The 17487-nt window shown below is 64.9% G+C and carries 15 protein-coding genes; 9 read left to right on the plus strand and 6 right to left on the minus strand.

Going from position 1 to position 17487, the window contains the following annotated elements; genetic code table 11:
• Window positions 1-77: 77 nt before the first annotated feature.
• The gene (gene asnB / locus HCH03_RS07630; protein WP_221689012.1) at window positions 78-2060 is read right to left on the minus strand and encodes an asparagine synthase (glutamine-hydrolyzing); all 1983 of its coding nucleotides are present in this window, start codon (window positions 2058-2060) and stop codon (window positions 78-80) included.
• Window positions 2061-2296: 236 nt separating this feature from the next.
• Window positions 2297-4129, minus strand: a complete 1833-nt coding sequence (locus HCH03_RS07635) for an amidohydrolase (RefSeq protein ID WP_221689013.1) — start codon at window positions 4127-4129, stop codon at window positions 2297-2299.
• A 335-nt stretch (window positions 4130-4464) separates the two neighbouring features.
• Between HCH03_RS07635 and HCH03_RS07640 the strand changes: the two genes are divergently transcribed.
• The 7 genes from HCH03_RS07640 (at window position 4465) to HCH03_RS07670 (ending at window position 10359) form a co-directional block, all read left to right on the plus strand.
• A complete protein-coding gene (locus tag HCH03_RS07640) occupies window positions 4465-5847 on the plus strand; it encodes a sodium-dependent transporter (RefSeq protein ID WP_080144921.1) in 1383 nt (460 codons plus the stop codon).
• 254 nt (window positions 5848-6101) lie between these two features.
• On the plus strand, window positions 6102-6395 hold the full coding sequence (locus tag HCH03_RS07645; protein ID WP_221689014.1) for a hypothetical protein: 294 nt from the start codon (window positions 6102-6104) through the stop codon (window positions 6393-6395).
• Window positions 6396-6401: 6 nt separating this feature from the next.
• Window positions 6402-7352 (plus strand): hypothetical protein, encoded by a 951-nt coding sequence (locus tag HCH03_RS07650; protein ID WP_221689015.1) that lies wholly within the window; start codon window positions 6402-6404, stop codon window positions 7350-7352.
• Entirely contained in the window at window positions 7349-8341 is a 993-nt protein-coding gene (locus tag HCH03_RS07655; protein WP_221689016.1) for a peptidase U32 family protein, read from the plus strand. Before HCH03_RS07650 ends, HCH03_RS07655 begins: the two co-directional genes overlap by 4 nt.
• Window positions 8342-8374: 33 nt before the next feature.
• The gene (locus HCH03_RS07660; RefSeq protein WP_221689017.1) at window positions 8375-8764 is read left to right on the plus strand and encodes a hypothetical protein; all 390 of its coding nucleotides are present in this window, start codon (window positions 8375-8377) and stop codon (window positions 8762-8764) included.
• A 12-nt stretch (window positions 8765-8776) separates the two neighbouring features.
• On the plus strand, window positions 8777-9841 hold the full coding sequence (gene ychF, locus HCH03_RS07665; RefSeq protein WP_185904845.1) for a redox-regulated ATPase YchF: 1065 nt from the start codon (window positions 8777-8779) through the stop codon (window positions 9839-9841).
• 26 nt (window positions 9842-9867) lie between these two features.
• Entirely contained in the window at window positions 9868-10359 is a 492-nt protein-coding gene (locus tag HCH03_RS07670; protein WP_221689018.1) for a hypothetical protein, read from the plus strand.
• A gap of 205 nt (window positions 10360-10564) precedes the next feature.
• Here HCH03_RS07670 and HCH03_RS07675 read toward each other — a convergent pair whose 3' ends face one another.
• The 4 genes from HCH03_RS07675 to HCH03_RS07690 all read right to left on the minus strand — a co-directional run bounded on the left by HCH03_RS07675 (window position 10565) and on the right by HCH03_RS07690 (window position 14655).
• Window positions 10565-11491 carry an alpha/beta fold hydrolase gene (locus HCH03_RS07675; protein WP_221689019.1) on the minus strand — a complete coding sequence of 309 codons (927 nt, stop codon included), beginning with the start codon at window positions 11489-11491 and terminating at the stop codon, window positions 10565-10567.
• Between the two features lie 177 nt (window positions 11492-11668).
• A complete protein-coding gene (locus tag HCH03_RS07680) occupies window positions 11669-11878 on the minus strand; it encodes a hypothetical protein (RefSeq protein ID WP_221689020.1) in 210 nt (69 codons plus the stop codon).
• Between the two features lie 74 nt (window positions 11879-11952).
• Window positions 11953-12291 (minus strand): 4Fe-4S dicluster domain-containing protein, encoded by a 339-nt coding sequence (locus HCH03_RS07685; RefSeq protein ID WP_221689021.1) that lies wholly within the window; start codon window positions 12289-12291, stop codon window positions 11953-11955.
• Between the two features lie 9 nt (window positions 12292-12300).
• A complete protein-coding gene (locus tag HCH03_RS07690) occupies window positions 12301-14655 on the minus strand; it encodes a molybdopterin-containing oxidoreductase family protein (protein WP_221689022.1) in 2355 nt (784 codons plus the stop codon).
• Between the two features lie 371 nt (window positions 14656-15026).
• On the opposite strand from HCH03_RS07690, the gene HCH03_RS07695 reads away from it, so the two are divergent.
• Together HCH03_RS07695 and HCH03_RS07700 are read left to right on the plus strand one after the other, a co-directional pair.
• Window positions 15027-15953, plus strand: coding sequence for a LysR family transcriptional regulator (locus HCH03_RS07695; protein ID WP_221689023.1), 927 nt, complete (start codon window positions 15027-15029; stop codon window positions 15951-15953).
• A 189-nt stretch (window positions 15954-16142) separates the two neighbouring features.
• Entirely contained in the window at window positions 16143-17462 is a 1320-nt protein-coding gene (locus HCH03_RS07700; protein ID WP_221689024.1) for an MFS transporter, read from the plus strand.
• Window positions 17463-17487: the final 25 nt, after the last annotated feature.

A 17487-nucleotide genomic window follows, 5' to 3' on the forward strand; every position in this document is an offset into this window, starting at 1 on the left:
TGCGCTCGCCGCAACGTTTTCCGGCTTGCATCCCGCCGCGCCGGGCGGGATGCAAGCCGCCCCTACGGAAGCGTGGGTTACGCCGCTGGCTTTTCAGGCACGGTCTGGTCCACGAAGTAGATCTTGTACCACATGAGGAACATGTAGACGATCCAGATCTTGCGGGAGCGGTCGGCGCCGGCTTTGTGCTCGTCCAGCAGGCGCACCAGCTCGTCGGTGTTGAAAAACCGCCGCGCCAAGTCGCCGGTGAACCATTCCTTCACCTGCTCGTAGTAGCGGTCCTGCCGCAGCCAGTTCACCATGGGCACGGGGAAGCCCAGCTTCTCCTTCTGCGCCCAGTCCTTCGGGATGGCGCGCTCGGCGGCCTCGCGCAGCGTGATCTTCGTCTGCTCGCCGTCGGCCTTCAGGCGGGTGGGGATGGTGGCCGACACGTCGAACACCTGCTTGTCCAAGAACGGCACGCGGCTTTCCAGCGAGTGGGCCATCGACATCTTGTCGGTTTTCAGCAGGATGTCGCCCACCAGCCAGAAGAACAGGTCGACGTACTGCATGCGCGTGGTGTCATCCAAGCCCGCCACCTCGGCGTACGCCGAGGCGATGAGCTCCTGCGGAGACGGCACGCGCGCGCCCGCGTCGGCGCGCTTGCCCGCGCGCAGGCGCTCGCGCTCGTCGGGGTTGAACGCCACGCCGTTCGCGTTCGTGTAGTACCAGTCCTCGGGCGTCTCGCTCGCGCGCTCCAGGTAGTTCGCGCCGCGCACGCCCAGGCCGCGCGCCATCTTCGACGCGCCGCGCAGCAGGCCCTTCGGCGCCCAGGACAGCTTCGCGTTGGCGAACGGCGTCTGGTAGATGCGGTAGCCGCCGAAGAACTCGTCGGCGCCCTCGCCGGAGAGCACCGCCTTCACCTTCTTCGCGGCCTCCTGGTCCACGAAGTACAGCGCCACGGCGCTCGGGTCGGCGGAGGGCTCGTCCATGTGCCACTGCACGCGGGGCAGGCTCGCCCAGTACTCCTCCTCGCCGATGTGCTTGGAGTTGTTCTCGATGTGCAGCTCGTCGGCCAGCTCGCGCGCCCAGGATATCTCGTCGCGCTCGCCCTCGTACTCGGCGAAGCCCACGGTGAACGTCTTGATGGCGGGGTTCTCCTTGGCCAGGCACGCGGCCATGTAGCTGGAGTCGATGCCGCTGGACAGGAACGAGCCCACCTCCACGTCGGCCACGTTGTGGTAGCGCACGCTCTCGCGCATGGCGGCGTCGATGGCCTCCACGGTGTCCTCGCGGCTGCGACTCTCGTCGAAGTCGTAGGTGGGCCGCCAGTAGCGGCGCGTCTCGGTGGTGCCGTCGGCGCGCACCGTCATGCAGTGCGCGGGCTCCAGCTTGAAGATGCCCTTGAAGAACGTCTCGGGCAGCGCGCTGAACTGGAAGCACAGGTACTGCTCGAGCGCCTCCTCGTTGAGGGCGCGCTCGTAGGCGGGGTGCTCCAGGATGCACTTGATCTCGGACGCGAAGATGAACTGCGGGCCGGCGGCGCCTTCCTGCAGCGTGTAGTAGAACGGCTTGATGCCGAAGAAGTCGCGCGCGCAGAAAAGCTCGCGGGTGCCGCGGTTCCAGATGGCGAACGCGAACATGCCGCGCAAGCGGTCGAGCACACCCTCGCCCCAGGCCAGATAGCCCGTGAGCAGCACCTCGGTGTCGGAGTTCGTCTCGAAGGCCCACCCTTGCGCCTCCAGCTCGGCGCGCAGGTCGCGGTAGTTGTAGATCTCGCCGTTGAACACGATGGCGTAGTCGCCCTTGGCGGCCAGCGCCTCGGGGCCGGCGCAGGGGGCGCCGTCGGGCATGAGGGCGGGGGAGGTGATGCGAGCCGCGTGCTCGCCGGTGGCTCGCACCATGGGCTGGTTGCCGCCCGCCAGGTCGATGAGCGACAGGCGCCGGTGCCCCAGCGCGATGCCGTCGTCGAGGTACTGCCCCTCGCCGTCGGGCCCGCGATGCGCCATGACGTCGCACAAGGCCTTCAGGATGGGCAGGTCAGCCTCGGTCGCTCCCGTGAATCCGCAGATGCCGCACATGGTCAGTAATGCTCCTCGTCGCTTCGGTGCCCTGCTCCCGCCGCCGGCGGGGATATGCGCAGGATAGGTGTTTTCCCCATGATAGAGGAAATGCCGTTGCCGCCCAAGCATCTCAACCAAGACCGCAGATTATGTTTCTCGGTTTGGGGTCGGGGTTGGTGATGTCGAAGGGAGCTCGCGACGAGGATGCCGTCGTCTGCCTAGAGGTCCGACATGCGAGGCCGACGGCGTATCCCTTACGACCGCTGCGCCTCGGCCTCTTCGGCGTCGTAGACCTTCTTGCCTTGGAGGTACGTGGCCAGGACCCTCGTGTTTTTGATGGCCAGGGGTTCGACGTCGAGGACGTTCTGGTCCACCACGATGAAGTCGGCGGACTTGCCCGCCTCGAGGCTGCCCGTCTCGTCCTCCATACCCAAGGCCCAGGCTGCGTCGGCGGTGAAGCTGCGGACCATTCGTTGCACGTCCACGCGCTCTTCCGGCCAAAGCAGGTAGGCGGGGTCGTCCATGTCGGCGATATCGGGCACTCCGTATTCCTCGCCGTTCACCAGGTTGCGCGTCACGCCGGCTTCGATTGCTTCGAAGGGGTTCGGGTTGGCGGTGACGGGGTAGTCGGAGGCCGATGCCAGCACGGCGCCTTCGTCGGCAAGCGATTTCATGGGATACATCCGCTCGGCGCGCTCGCCCAGCGCGGCCTTCTCCTTCGGCTCCCAGTACTGGGGCGTCTTGAGGTGCCAGTACGGGTCGACCACGGCTACCGTGTTCAGCTCGGCGAAGCGGGGAACGTCTTCGGCGGCGACCAGCTGCAGGTGGGTGATGGCATTGCGCGCGCGATCGTCGGGCACGTTCTGCTCGGCGTACTCGATGGCGTCCAGGGCCATGCGCACGCCTCCGTCCCCGATGGCGTGGAGGTGAGCCAAAAGCCCTCTGCGGTTGACCGCGGCGACGGCCTCGTCAAGCGCGTCCTGCCGCCAGCCGGCGTCGCCGTAACGGTCGGGGTTGTCGGTATACGGCTCCAGCAACAGCGCCGACTCGTTGTCCATGACGCCGTCGGTGAAGAACTTGGCGGCGTTGATCTTGAACAGGTCGCCGTTGTGCGCGGCTTTCAGCTCGTCCAGCTTTTTCAGGTCGTCGTCGGTCCGCCAGCTGGTCACGATGCCGGCGCCGCGCACGCGCACGGTCAGGTCGCCCTGGTCGGCCAGCTTCTGGTACGCGTCCGCCGGCAGCGGCATGAAACCGTTGCCGGGCGGCGAGAATAGAGACGTGTAGCCCAGGCTGTTGAGGTGGGCCAGGTACTCGGTCAGCGCCTGGGGGAGGCTTTCCCGGTCGAAGGGGTAATCGGCCGCCAACGACATGGCGGAGTCGGCCAGGATGCCCCACAGCTCGCCGTTCTCGTCCTTCACGATCTGGCCGCCGGGAGTCGACGCGGTGTCCTTCGTGATGCCCAGGTATTCGAACGCCTTCGAGTTCAGCCAGGCGCCGTGCCCGTCGAACGAGTACACCAGGATGGGTTTGTCGGCGCTTATCTCGTCGAGGCGCTCCTTCTTGGGGCCGTGCGCCAGCTCCTCGCCGGAGAAAAGGCTCGCGGAATAGCCGAAGCCGGAGTAGGTTTCCTTGTCGGGGTGGGAGCCGACGTACTCCCTGATCGTTTTGAGCATATCGTCGGCGCTGGTCAACCCTATAAGGCTGAAGTCGAAGAAGTCGGGCGAAGCGGTGTGGATATGGCCGTCTATCATGCCGGGCATGACCGTCTTGCCTTGGAGGTCGATCACGGATCCGGCGGCCTTCCGGTACTCCTGGCCGTCATCCGCCGATCCGACGAACGCGATGCGGCCGTCTTTCACGGCCATGGCCTCCGCCACGGCGTTCTGCTCGTTCGCCGTGATGACGGCGCCGTTTTCGAAGTAGAGGTCCGCCTGCATGTTCGCTCCTCCCTGGTTACCGCTCGCTTCGGATTCGTCGCCTGCGGGCGGCGTGCAGCCGTGCAGGCCGAGGCCGGCCGTCGCCAAAACGGCGACGCCGGCAGCGAGGAAGGTCCTGCGCGATATCTCCGTGCGTTCGGGTTGGCTCATGGGCGTCTTCCTCTCGAGTTGTCGCGCGGCTTCCCGCGTATCTGCGAAAAAGTCCACTATCGAGGACGCTGGGCGCTCGCGCGAAGCGGAGGCGGGTTGGTCATGGTCGGGTTGACCAATCGTTTGCGTTTCGTAAGGCGGGCCGCTGCTTCGGGTCCAATTATGCGCGGCCTTCTGCGAAAACGTGGGCGCTCTGTCGGTTTTTCCCGCTATAATGATGCATTTGGATCGCGGCGCAGAGGGAGAGCGTTTCGGCGGCGCCCGCATCCGGCCTCCTGCGGACGGGTCCGCGTCGGGGGCTCCTTTGTACGATCGATCGACAACGGAGGTTATCGATGTCTTCTACCGGCACGCCCGCGCGCTCGTCTTGGTCGGGCAAATGGGCGTTCATCCTGGCTGCGGCGGCTTCCGCCGTGGGCTTGGGGAACATGTGGCGCTTCCCCTATCTGGCGGCTAAGTACGGCGGCGGAACGTTTTTGCTCACGTACCTGGTGCTCGTGTTCACGTTCGGCGTGTCGCTGCTGCTGCTCGAAACGGCGCTCGGCCGCACGACGGGGCAGTCGGCCATCGGCGCGTTCAAGCAGTTCGGCAAGAAGTACGCGTTCATCGGCATCTTGGCTTCGGCTGTGCCGTTCATCATCACGCCGTACTACTGCATCATCGGCGGCTGGGTGACGAAGTACGCGGCGGCCTACCTGATCAACGGGCCGGAGGCGCTGGCCGACGGTGGCGACTTCTTCACGGGCTTCATCACCAGCAACACCGAGAGCTTTCTGTGGATGCTCCTGTTCATGGCCATCGTGTTCATCGTGGTGTCGCTGGGCGTGAAGGGCGGCATTGAGAAGGCGAACCTCATCATGATGCCCACGCTCATCGTCATGGCCATCGCCATCGCGGTTTACACGCTCACGCAGCCGGGGGCGATCGACGGCGCGCTGTACTATCTGGTGCCCGACTTCAGCAAGTTCTCGCCCGAGCTGGTCATCGGCGCGCTGGGGCAGATGTTCTACAGCCTGTCGCTGGCCATGGGCATCATGATCACCTACGGCTCGTACCTCGACCGCAAGTCCAGCCTCACGCAAAGCGTCACGCGCATCGGCTGCTTCGACGTGGGCGTGTCGTTCCTCGCCGGCCTCATGATCGTGCCGGCCGCGTTCGTGGCCATGGGCTCGGGCGACGCCGTGGCGGGCGCGGCGGGGCCGTCGCTCATGTTCATCACGCTGCCGGGGGTGTTCGCCGGCATGGGGGACGCCGCCGTGGTCGTGGGCTTCGTGTTCTTCCTGCTGGTGCTGTTCGCCGCGTTGACCAGCGCCATCTCGCTCACTGAGACGTGCGTGTCCATCATCCAGGACGGCGCGGGCTGGTCGCGCAAGAAGGCGCTCGGCACCGTCATCGGCGTGGTGGTGGTCGCGGGCATCTTCGTGAACCTGGGCTACAACGGCCTGTCGTTCATCGAGCCCTTGGGCGCCGGCACGACGCTGCTCGACTTCTTCGACTTCTTCTCGAACTCGGTGCTCATGCCCATCGTGGCGCTGCTCACGTGCGTGTTCATCGGCTGGATCGTGAAGCCGGGGCTCATCGTCAAAGAGGTGAAGCTGTCCAGCTCGTTCAAGGCCGAGAAGGTGTGGACGGTCATGATCAAGTACATCGCTCCCGTGCTGGTGGTGGTGATCTTGGTGGCCTATGTGGCCGCGCAGTTCGGCTTGTTCAAGATGTAGCGGCATATCGGCCGTATCGAACTTCTTGCGGGGCGCTCTCGGAAACGGGGGCGCCCCGCTCTTTTTCGGGGCGCTAACGGGGCGGGCACGGGCGGGAAAGCGTTGGACGGCCCGCCCTTCCGCCGAGGTTCCCGCACGCTACCATGCGGATCGACCGCAAACGCTCGGGCCGATCTCGTGCCGGGCGGTTGCGCTGCGGCGGCCCGACGAGGCCGCCCTTTTAGACAAAGCACCCGACGAGGAAAGAGGACGCCATGATGGAAGACGCGATCGACGAGCTGAAGGGCCAGCCGAAGGGCGAAGGCTACGGCAAGGGCGAGAATTACGGTGAAGGCGGGCATCGCCATCACGGCCACGGCTCCGACGGGGAAGGCTCCGGCGAGGGCTACGGCTCCGGCGAAGGCTACGGTTCCGGTGAAAAGTACGCCGAGGGCGAAGGCCGCGACAAGGGCGAGCATTACAGCTCCGGCGAGGACTACGGACGAGGCGAAGGCTACGGTTCCGGAGAGAAGTACGGACAGGGCGAAGCGTCCGGGGACGGTCAGTAGCCGGCGATGAGATCCTTACCCGCGTGCAACGTGGCCGACACGGCCGCAGCGGCCCGCGCGCACGGCATGTCGCTCTCCCTGTTGGTGGAGCGAACCATGCAGGCGGCGGGCCGCCGCTCCGTGCAGAGGCTCTACGTCGGCTCGAACCTCTGCAGCCAGTACTTTCTCCGCCAGCCCGAGCAGGTGTGGCGCGAGGCGTTTTCCCTTTGCCGACGCGAGCGCATACCGGCCACGCTCGTGGTGCCCGTGTTCTCCCAGAAGGACCTCGCCGAGGCGCGGCGTCGCATCGACGAGGTCGTTTCGGCGCATGGCGACGCCATCGACGAGATCACGGTGAACGACGTGGGCATGGTGACGTACTGCCTCGACCGGTACGGGTTGCCGCTCAACGCCGGGCGCCTGTTCTCCAAAGAGCCGCGCGACCCGCGCTACGTCGAGCTGTTCGAAGCCAAGCATGCCGTGGGCGTGCCCGCGCTCGTTACCGAGCTGTTCCGTCGGGGCGAGTTGCAGGGCCTGGAGCTCGACCCGACGCACGCGGCGCTCGACCTGTCCGAGCTGCGCGGCTACATGCCGCATCTCGAGGTGGGCGTGCACATGCCGTACTGCTATCTGTCGACGGGGTCGATCTGCGAGCTGGCCGGCATAGGTCGCCCCGTGCGCGAGAAGTTCCGCCCGAACGCGGCGTGCACGCTGGAATGCACGCGCTGCGCGATAGGATACCGGCTGCCCTACGGCGCGCGCCTGCTCAAGTTCGGCCGCGCCGTGTACTTCCCGAACCACGATTGCACCGTGTGCGAGGGGGAGGACTTCCGGATGATCGTATCGCCGTTCGACGTGCTGGTTCCTCGGCGCGACGCCCGCATCGAGCACGGTCCGACGGCCGTGCGCTTCCAGGCGGACGAGCCCGTGCGCGCGGGGCGATGCGCTTCCCTCGCGGCGGAAGGCGGTGCGCGATGAACCCGCTCGTGCCCGTGAACGACCGCGCCTACTTGGAGCGTTACGTCGCTGCCGGAGGCGAGGAGTTCTACGTCGGCTTCCACGACCCTGCGTGGCACGAGCGTTTCGGCGACGAGGCCGACCTCAACCGCATGACGGGCTTCCAGCGCCAAGCCAACCCCTATTGCTTCGAGGATGTGCTCTCCATCGTGGACGAGGTGCGCGAACTGGGCAAGCGCATCTACGTCACGTTCAACGCGAGCGCCTACTCCCAGGAGCGGCTGGACTTCCTGTTCGGTTACTTCGAGCGTTTGCATGCGGCAGGCGCCACGGGCGCCATCGTGTCGGTGCCCGAGGCCGTGGAGCCGGCGGCCGACAGCGGCTTGGAGGTGGTGGCGTCCACCATGTGCGGCGTCTACAACGCCGACATCGCGCGCTTTTACCGCGACCTCGGCTGCGGACGCGTCATCGTGCCGCGCGACGTGGGCCTTTCGGAGATCGAGGCCATGGCCGAGGCCGTGCCCGATGTGGAGCTGGAGGTGTTCCTCATGCGCAACGGGTGCGTTTTCGCTGACGGGTTCTGCCTGGGCCGTCATTTCCAGGGGCGCAACGCGCTGTGCTGGGACGTGCGCCACGCCGACCGCGAGTTCTACACGGTGGGGCGCGGCAGCGGCCTGTCGCGCGCCGCCCGCGAGAACAACGAGGCGTACGGGCGGTTCCACCTCACCGCCTGCGGGCTGTGCGCCGTGTACCGTTTGGAGCGGGCGGGCGTGTCGGCGGCGAAGATCGTGGGGCGCTCGGACGATCCGGCCTGCGTGCTGCGCGACATCGAGGCGGTCGTGCGCAACGTGGAGATTGCGAACGGGTGCGCCGACGAGCAGGAGTTCCTCGCGCGCATGAGCGTGCCGCCCGAGCGCGCCCGCGACTGCGGCGACTCCCTGTCGTGCTACTACCCGGAAGTGCGCTTCCCCCGCACGGCGCGCCGCGAGCCCCTCGTGCGCGCGGGGTAGGGGCCTCGGTTCCGACGGGAATCGAGGCTGGGCGTGGCCAAGATGCCCGGGCCTGGCAAGATGTCCTCCCGTGCGGGGTCCGATACGTTCGAGCGGATAGTTTCGATCGGCATGGTCGGGGCGATGGGTTTCGTTGTGTTGGAAGCCGTTCTCGGCGAGCCTTCGGGGCTGCCATGTAAAAAAATCGAAGCTGTGATGGCTCGTAAGAGTTTTTGGGGAGCGCTCAAGAATAACGACCTGGGCAAACGCCCGCGCGTTCGGCATTTTGTCGCTGCGGATCCTCTCAAGCCATCATGGCTTCGAAAAAGTTGCAGAAGAAGCCCGAAAAACTATTACGGTGCTGTTTTGCGTCGACGGCGTCCGGCGTGCTCGTGCGCGGCCGGGCGTTTTGCTATCATGGGACGATACGTCTGCATCGTTTGAGAAGGAAGTCCCATGTCGCTATCCATCGGTATCGTCGGGCTGCCGAACGTCGGCAAGTCCACGCTGTTCACGGCCCTCACGAACAAGGGCGGCCTCGCGGCCAACTACCCGTTCGCTACCATCGAGCCCAACGTAGGCGTGGTGCCCGTGCCCGACGCGCGTCTCGACCGCCTGGCCGAGATCGACCACCCGGCGCGTATCGTGCCGGCCACCGTCGAGTTCGTGGACATCGCCGGCCTTGTGGCCGGTGCCAGCCAGGGCGAGGGTTTGGGCAACCAGTTCCTCGCGAACATCCGCGAGACGGACGCCATCTGCGAGGTCGTGCGCTTCTTCGGCGATCCGGACGTGGTGCACGTTTCCGGCAAGGTGGACCCGCAGAGCGACGTGGAAACCATCAAGACCGAGCTCATCCTGGCCGACATGGGTACGCTAGAGAAGGCGCTGCCGCGCCTGGAGAAGGAAGCCAAGCGCGACAAGGCGGGTGCGGCGAAGGTCGCCGCCGCCAAGAAGGTGTACGAGGGGCTGAACGAGGGGCACCGCGCTCGCACGCTCGATCTCACCGACGACGAGCGCGTCGCGCTGCACGATTTGCACCTGCTGACCATGAAGCCCATGCTCTACATCGCCAACGTCGACGAAGACCAGCTCACGGCCGACCTGCCCGAGATCGACGGGTGCGCCCCGGTGCCCATCTGCGCGAAGGTGGAGGCCGACTTGGCCGAACTCGACCCGGCCGAGGCCAAGGAGTACCTGGAGGCCATGGGGCTCGAGGAGAGCGGCCTCGCGCGCCTCGTCCGCGAGGCGTACCATCTGCTGGGACTGCAGTCGTACTTCACGAGCGGCGAGACCGAGACGCGCGCCTGGACCATCCCCATTGGCGCGAAGGCCCCGCAAGCGGCCGGCGTCATCCACTCGGACTTCGAGCGCGGCTTCATCAAGGCCGAGACGGCGTCGTTCGCCGACTACTCCGAGCTGAACGGCGAGAAGGGCTGCCGCGACGCCGGCAAGCTGCGCCAGGAGGGCAAGGAGTACGTGGTGCAAGACGGCGACGTCATGCACTTCAAGTTCAACGTGTAGGAACGCCCGACGGAAAGGGTTCGCGCATGGACGGTTTCATCGAGGCGTTGGCGAGCGACGGCAGGAGTCCGGAGCTGCCTGAGGAATACGACTACTTCGGGAAGCTCGTTGGCAGTTGGAAGGTCGACTACGTCGACCGCAACCTGTCCTGCTCCGTTGAAGGGGAGTGGCATTTCGCGTGGGTCCTCGAGGGCATGGCCATCCAGGACGTCATCATCCTGCCCTCGCGCGCCACGCGGACTGAAACGCCGCATCCCCTGACTGAGTGCGGCACGTCCCTGCGCATCTTCAACCCCGAGACGCGAGCGTGGGACGTCGTCTACGGCTACACGGGCAAGATATTCCGACTCGAGGCGAGGAAGCAAGGCGACATGATCGTCCTCACCAACCTTGAAGACGCTAACAGGAAATGGGTGTTCGCCTCCATCGAAGACGACCGTTTCCATTGGCAGAACGTCACTGTACAGAACGATGGCAAGTGGCACGTGAACGCCGACATCTACGCCGAGCGCGCGTAACCGAAGGTCAGGTGCGCTCGGCAGGGGCGAGCTCCGTAGGGGCGCTCTCCAGAGCGCCTGTTCCGGCGAAGCCGGAAAACCAACCGCGGGTCGCGTTTTCGCGCTTTGCGCGAACGGGCGCTCTGGAGAGCGCCCCTACGGATTGCGATGACCAGAATGCCCCAAAAGAGGTCAGGCGCTTTTGGGGCATTCTCCTTTGCGCGGTCTACAGGTGCAGCAGCAGCCAGCCGATGAGGTCTTCTTCGACCTCGAACTTAAGGTCGTCGTAGTTGTGGATCTCGTGGCGGTAGCCGGGGTAGAGCTTCGTCGTCACCTCGTGGCCCGTGTCGGCGAGCCAGTTCGCGCACGTGTACACGCCTTCGCCGTAGTTGCCAACGGGGTCTTGGTCGCCCGCGATGCACAGGACGGGCAGGTCGGCGGGCACCTTTTCGGCCCACTCAACACCTTCGATGCAAAGCATCATGTCGATGAAGTCGCGCAAGCTGATGTTGTGGGTGGGGTGCGTGAAGGCGTCGAACGGGTCTTCGGCATGGTCCCTCTGCACGGCGGGGTCGTGGCAAATCCACTCGTTGCCCAGATGGGCGCCCTCCTCGCAGCGGGCGAACATCCAGCCCATCAGCTCGCCCACGAAGGCCGGGTCGCTCTCGTGCGCCTTGCCGGCGGCGATGGCCTCGTCCAGCTTCGCGCGCACCTCATGCGTGTTCTTGAAGATGCCGGTGGTGCCGCAGTAGACGGCGCCGGTCAGCTCGTCGCCGTACTTCGCGCTGAAGTCGCGCGCGATCATCGAGCCCATGGAGTGCCCGAACATGAAATAGGGCAGGTCGGGGTACTTCTCGCACACGAGGTCCTTGAACCGCTTCTCGTCCTCCATCATGGTGTGCGGCCCCGCGTCGCCCCAGTCGCCCCAGGTGTCGTTCGCGGTGGCGGTGGCGCCGTGGCCCACGTGGTCGTCGGCCGCCACGATGAAGCCAGCGTCCATGAGCGCCACGATCATGTGGAAGTAGCGGCGGGAGTGCTCTCCGAAACCGTGGACCAGCTGCACGATGCCCTCGGGCTCGCAGGCGGGGACGTAGATCCACCCCGTCACCTGGTCTCGGTCGTTCGACGATGGAAAGCTGATTTCATGCAGCATAGTGAACCCCTTCTCTCGAAGCGCTCGCGATCTGGCGCCTGCGAGGCGGACCCTGTGCGGCCGCCGAGGCGCTTACGCCCATTATGGCAGACGGGCGCCTTCCGCGCTCGGTGTTTTTCGCGCGTACGGCGCGCGAGAAGATATTGCACGCTGAAGCGCCGCCAACCAACGAGCCCGTCACGTGCCTTCCGTGCGCATGCTTGCCGCCGCTTCGCCCGCATAGCGCGTCCCGGCAGGGCCAGGGTAGGGCGGGCGCTGATGTCCGCAATGGGGGCAGGTGCCGTCGGTGACGTCCCGAGGCTTGCCGCACGCCGGGCAGACGGCGTTCATCTCGCGCAGGCGATCCACTTTGCCGCACGCGTTGCACATGGAGCAGACGTAGCACATCTCGCAAGCCTCCTTTCGCCGCCGCAAAACGGGAAGGTGCCCGGGAGGGCGAACTCCCGGGCACCGATCGGGTCCTACACGAACAGGGCCATCTTCTTCGAGGTCATCTTCTCGGAGAGCTCCTCTACGCTTCCGTAGTGCATGCAGCCCGCTTGGCAGTGCTTGACGCAGGTAGGCTCCTTGCCCTTCGCCACGCGGTCCGCGCACAGGTCGCACAAAGCGGTGGGCACGGGCAGGAACTCATACTGGTACATGCCGTCGCCCAGGTCGTGGGGACCTATCTCGTAGGGGCTGATGCCTATCCGCCCCTTTTCCAGCAGCTTCTCGGGTGCGAACCCGTGCTCCTGCTGGCAGGCTATCTCGCAGGTGTGGCAGCCTGTGCACCATTCGTAGTCGATAAGCAGTCCGTTCATCTTCCTCACCTAGCCTTCGTACTTGCTGATCCGGCAGAGCTGGGACTTGTAGGAGTTTCCCAGGCCCGTTTTGCCGGGCCGCATGGGCAGCAACTTGTTGATGTTGTTCTCCAGCACGCCGTACAGGCCCGCTTCCGTGCCGTCGTTCTCGGCGCGGTCCTTGCGCTCGGGGTACCACCAGCCGTGGTCGGCCGACACCACGCCCCGCTTTATGCGGGTGGACAGTTCCGCCTGCTCGCGGCACGATCCGAACTCGTTCTCGATCAGCACCCAGTCGCCGTCCTTGATGCCGTATTGCGCGGCGTCGTCGGGATGGATCATGATCTGTGGCCCAGGATGGATGGCGCGCATCGAGGGGGCCTGTCGGTGTTCGGAGTGGAAGAGGCTCCAACGGCGGGCACCCGTCGTGAGCACGAGCGGGTACTTCTCGTAAAGCTCAGGTGTGGAGCGCGGGCTCTCGGGCGGCTCCTCGTAGGCCGACAGGGGCGAGTACCCCATGTTCTGCATGGCGATGGAGTAGAAGTTGTAGCGGCCCGTGTCGGTGTTGAAGCCCGGCTGACCGTCGGGGCGCAGCTTGCCGGTCTTGTACTTGTAGTACTCGAACTCCGGGTAGGCCCAGGTGCGCTCCTTGATGTCTTGATACTTAAACGGCGAGCTTTGCAGGCAGAAGTCGTAGAACTCCTCGTCGGACTTCCAGGTGCCCGCCGCATCGCCGTGGAAGCGCCGGCCCACCTCGTAGATGATCTGCTGGTCGGACTTCGCCTCGCCCAGAGGCTCGATGCACTGTGCCACTGCGCCCAGCTGGTAGGGCTGGTGGCCGGTGATGCCTGCGCGCTCCGCGAACGTGACCGCCGGCAGGAACACGTCGCCCACGCCCATGGCCGTGGGCGTCATGAACAGGTCGACCACGACGTTGAAGTCGGTTCCCAGCAGAGCCGGCAGTATCCGCTGCGGCTCGGCGCCCATGTTGGCGATGGGGTTGTTCGTTTGCATCCACACGCACTTGATGGGGTAGGGCTCGCCCGTCTCCAGCGCCTTCAGCATCATGTCCTGGCTGATGGCGGCCATGGCCTTGCATCCGTTGAACTCCTGGTTCATGCGCTTGTCGCCGGAGGCGGCCCAGCTGGGCGTGGGAAGCGATTCGATGACCGTGAAGTCGGACATCCATGTGGAGCCCACGCCGAAGCAGGGGCGGCCGCACACCATCGAGCCCGGTTTCTCGTAGTTGCCGGTCACGGCCAGCAGGTCGAACACGGCCATACCGGTGATGAAGCCCTCGGACGTGTGGTCCATGGCAACACCCCACTGCAGGCACGCCGACCGCGCGCGGCCAAGAGCGCGGGCGCATGCGGTGACCTTTTCGGCGTCGATACCGCAGATGCCGGCGGCCTTCTCGGCCGTGAAGTCGGCGATGCTCGCGGCGAACTCGTCGAACCCGTACGTCCACAGCTCCACGAACTCGTGGTCGTAGAGGTCTTCCTGGATGATGATGTTGGACAGCGCGAGCGCCAGGGCGCAGTCGGTGCCCGGACGAAGCTGGAACCAGTACTCGGCCTTGCCCGCGAGCCAGGTGAGCTTGGGGTCCATGCAGATGATCTTGGAGCCGCGCTTCATGCACTCCACGATCCAGTGCCCCAGCGTGCCGTCGGAGTTCGCCACGACGGGGTTGTTGCCCCATACCATGACGTACTCTGGCACCTCGAAACGCGGGTCGTCGTAGCGGTCGGGGAAGAACTGCGAGTAGTCGCACACGAACATGTCGCCCACCTTGAGCGACGTGCTGAACAGGCGCGGTGCGTAGCATGCCTGCCCGGACAGGAAGCCCATGCCGTAGTTCGGCGTTCCCAGGTACTGCGCGAGCATCGGGCCGTAGCCGTTGATGTCGCGGCCGGTGCCCTGCGTCACCCAGATGGACTCGGCTCCGTACTTCTCTACCACCGCCATGACGTTCTCGTAGATAAGGTCGTACGCCTCGTCCCAGCTGATGCGTTCCCACGTGTCCTTGCCACGGTCCTCGCGGGCGCGCTTCATGGGGTGCAGGATGCGGTCTTTGTGGTAGATCATCTCATTGGCTGCAAGGCAGCGAAGGCACAGGCGGCCTTGGTTATGCGGGTTTTCCGGATCTCCCTCTATGTGGTCGATGACCCCGTCTTTCACGTACACCAACAACCCGCAGTTCTGGTGGCACCCCGGTCCGGTGCGCGCGTTGGTCCTGATGACGGTCATACCGTCCTCGCTCCACGTCCATGCGCGCCCCTCGGCATCGTCCTGGGTCGTGGCTTCCTTAGCGTCTTCCTTGACGAAGAACGAACCGTACACGTCGGCTTCGATCTCGTTTTTGACGTCGGCTTGCGCTTCTGCCATGGCGAATCCCCCTTCTCTCTCGCGATTGGACCCTGCGAAGACCGGGCGGGTGCGCCCGAACGCGGACGTGGCTGAACCTCCCGGTTTCGCAGCCGGCAAGCCGCAGCACGCGCCGGCGCGGGGTCGAAGCGAGGGGACGCTCCGGCCCGTTCCCACGCCTTCGGGAACGATCCGGCGAATCGACGTGAGCCGGGCGGGTTACGCCGATTCGCCGGGCGTGCCCTGGCGGCCTTGGCTTGCAGCCACAGTTTATTTCCGAGTGCGTTGCTTCTCGCCGACGAAAATGGCATAACCCATTCCGCTTCCCGTATAATCGGCTCAATCCCGCGCACGGGGGCGAGTCCGTGCGGGAGGAACCGGAGGGGGTTGTTTTGAACATCGACAATCTGAGGGAATGCGTCGACCTTGCCAGAACCCTGAGTTTCACGAAAACCGCGCAGCGCTTCTACCTCACCCAGCCCGTGCTCAGCAAGCACGTGGCCAACGTGGAGAAGGAGCTCGGTATCGAAATATTCCTACGCGGGAAGAACGGCGTCCATCTGACGAGCATCGGACGCACGTTCATCGACGGCTGCAAGGACGTTCTCGATCGCTACGACGGGGTGCTCGAAGGGGTCGAGCACTTGAAGTACGGCGAGGACAGACCCATTGACCTGGGCTATTTGTACGGAGCGAGTTCCATCGTGCTGCCGAAGGCCATCCGGGCGTTCGGGAAGCGACACCCATCCATCGAGGTGCGCTACCTTTCGATGGAGATCGATGAGATACCGGGCGCTCTCGACGAGAACCGCATCGACCTTGCCATCACGTCCGATCTTGAGAAATTCGACCCTGACCGGTTCGCCTGGAAAAACCTCTACCGGGACTCCCTCTGCCTCATCGTCCCGAACACCCATCGCCTTGCCGGTCGGGAGATCGTGCGTGTGGGCGACTTGGCCGGGGAGGAGATCATCGTTCCGCGCACGTCATTTATGCCGAACGAGACGGGCCATATCAGGAAGGTCCTCAGCCCCATCCTTGAAACCGTGACCCAGAAGCGGTTGATAGGGGATCTGAACAGCATCCGCATGTCGTTGATGGTGGAGGGGTGCGCCGCCATCGAATTCGCGCACCTCAGGAACTACTTCGCCGACGACGAGTTCGCGTTCATCCCCCTGGACGCTGCGCTGCCGGAATTCAACGTCATAGCTCTGTGGAAGCGCTCGAACGAAACGGTGGCGCTGCTCGATTTGGCCGAGGAGTTCGAGCGCCAATGCGCCAAGCTCAGGTCCGACCGATCCGAACGCCGTAATCCGTAGGTTTCCATTTTTGAATAGGCCATAGCTTTTCCGCGCGAGCGGTACGGTGCGCCGTCCTCCTATAATCGAATCGTCCAGGCGTTGGTGCCGTTGCACCAGGGGAGCGCCGGGCTTCGTTCTGCGCTGTCGGGCGCTTGCGAGGGGTGCGCAGAGACAGTTTTGCTTCTAATCGCGGAAGGGAGATTAGCAATGAGTGAGACTGCTCCAGCCATACCGGCTGCCGGCAAATTCAAATCTGCACGATGGGGTGTGGTCGAAGGGGAGCTGACCAACAGGCAACGATGGTTATGCTTCTGGTCGTTGTTCGTGTTCGGATCTTGCTGCGTGTACCAGTGGCTCATGCCCGCGTCCATCCTCACCAACATAGGCTCCGTGTTCAACATGGATCTGGACACCGCCGGCTGGATCATGTCCGTGTTCACTTTGACAGGGCTGCTTCTGGCATATCCGGGCGCGTGGATCATGCGCAACGTGGGCATCAAGGTATCCATCGTCATAGCGGCCGTCCTGACCATTGCGGGCAACGTGCTCGCGCTGTTGGCGGACAGTGGTGCCCTGTTCATTTTCGCCCGCGCGGTGCAGGGCTGCGGTTTCGGCCTTATCGCCGTGATCGGGCCCAACATCATGCCGCGGCTCTTTCCGCTTGAGCGTCAGGGGCTCGTCATGGGCATCTGGTCCCAGTGGGTCTGCCCCGGCGTCGCGCTTGCCTCGCTCTCCACGCCTCTGATGTTCGCGGCGTTCGGCTGGAAGTCCATCTTTGCCCTATCGTTGGCGCTGCAGGTGGTCACCACCTTGCTCGTGCTGGCGTTCGTTAAGATGCCGGCTATTCCAGAGAACGTTCGCGCCAAAGGCCAAGCCAAGACTAAGATGGGGAAGCCTTCCAGGGCCTATACGATCAGCGCCTTCGCCGTGGGTTTCTGCTTCTTGGCGTGGTGCACCAGCTACCCTACCTTCAACACCTTTTATCCGACGTACGCCCAGACCGTGCAGGGCATGGACCTGTTCACGGCTTCGATGACGACGCTGGTGGCGGCGGTGGCGACGATTCCCGGCGGCATACTGTTCGGGCTTCTGGCCGACAAGATCAAGCAGCGCAAGCTCATGCTGATAACGGGGTACGTCCTGCTCATTGTGGTGTGCGCCACCGTGCTGTGGTCGAACTCCCAGAACCAGGCGCTCGCTTGGGGCAGCATCATCTTCTTGGGCTTCTTCTGCGCGGGGCTCGTTCCCACGATGTCGCGCGCGCTCATCCCGGTTTTGGCGCAGGATCCCGCTACCACCGACTACGCTCTCACCGGCATGGCGTTTGTGACCCAGCTCGGGGGCTTCATTGCGGCCTTCTTCGGCACCATCGCAGCAGGCTCCACCTATCAGTTCGCGGCGTTGACGTTCGTGGTGCCCCTGTGTGCCGCCGCCGTGATCGTGCTCCTGTTCGTGAAGAACGATCGCCGTATGAAGCGTGAGGAGGTTGTTTCCGAAGGAGAAGCGGCGCGGCAAGCCGCGTCGTGAAGATGCGCGCGAAGTTGCGTCGAAG

It is taken from the genome of Gordonibacter massiliensis (ex Traore et al. 2017) (assembly GCF_019731765.1).
In the GTDB taxonomy this organism is placed as follows: Bacteria; Actinomycetota; Coriobacteriia; order Coriobacteriales; family Eggerthellaceae; genus Gordonibacter; species Gordonibacter massiliensis.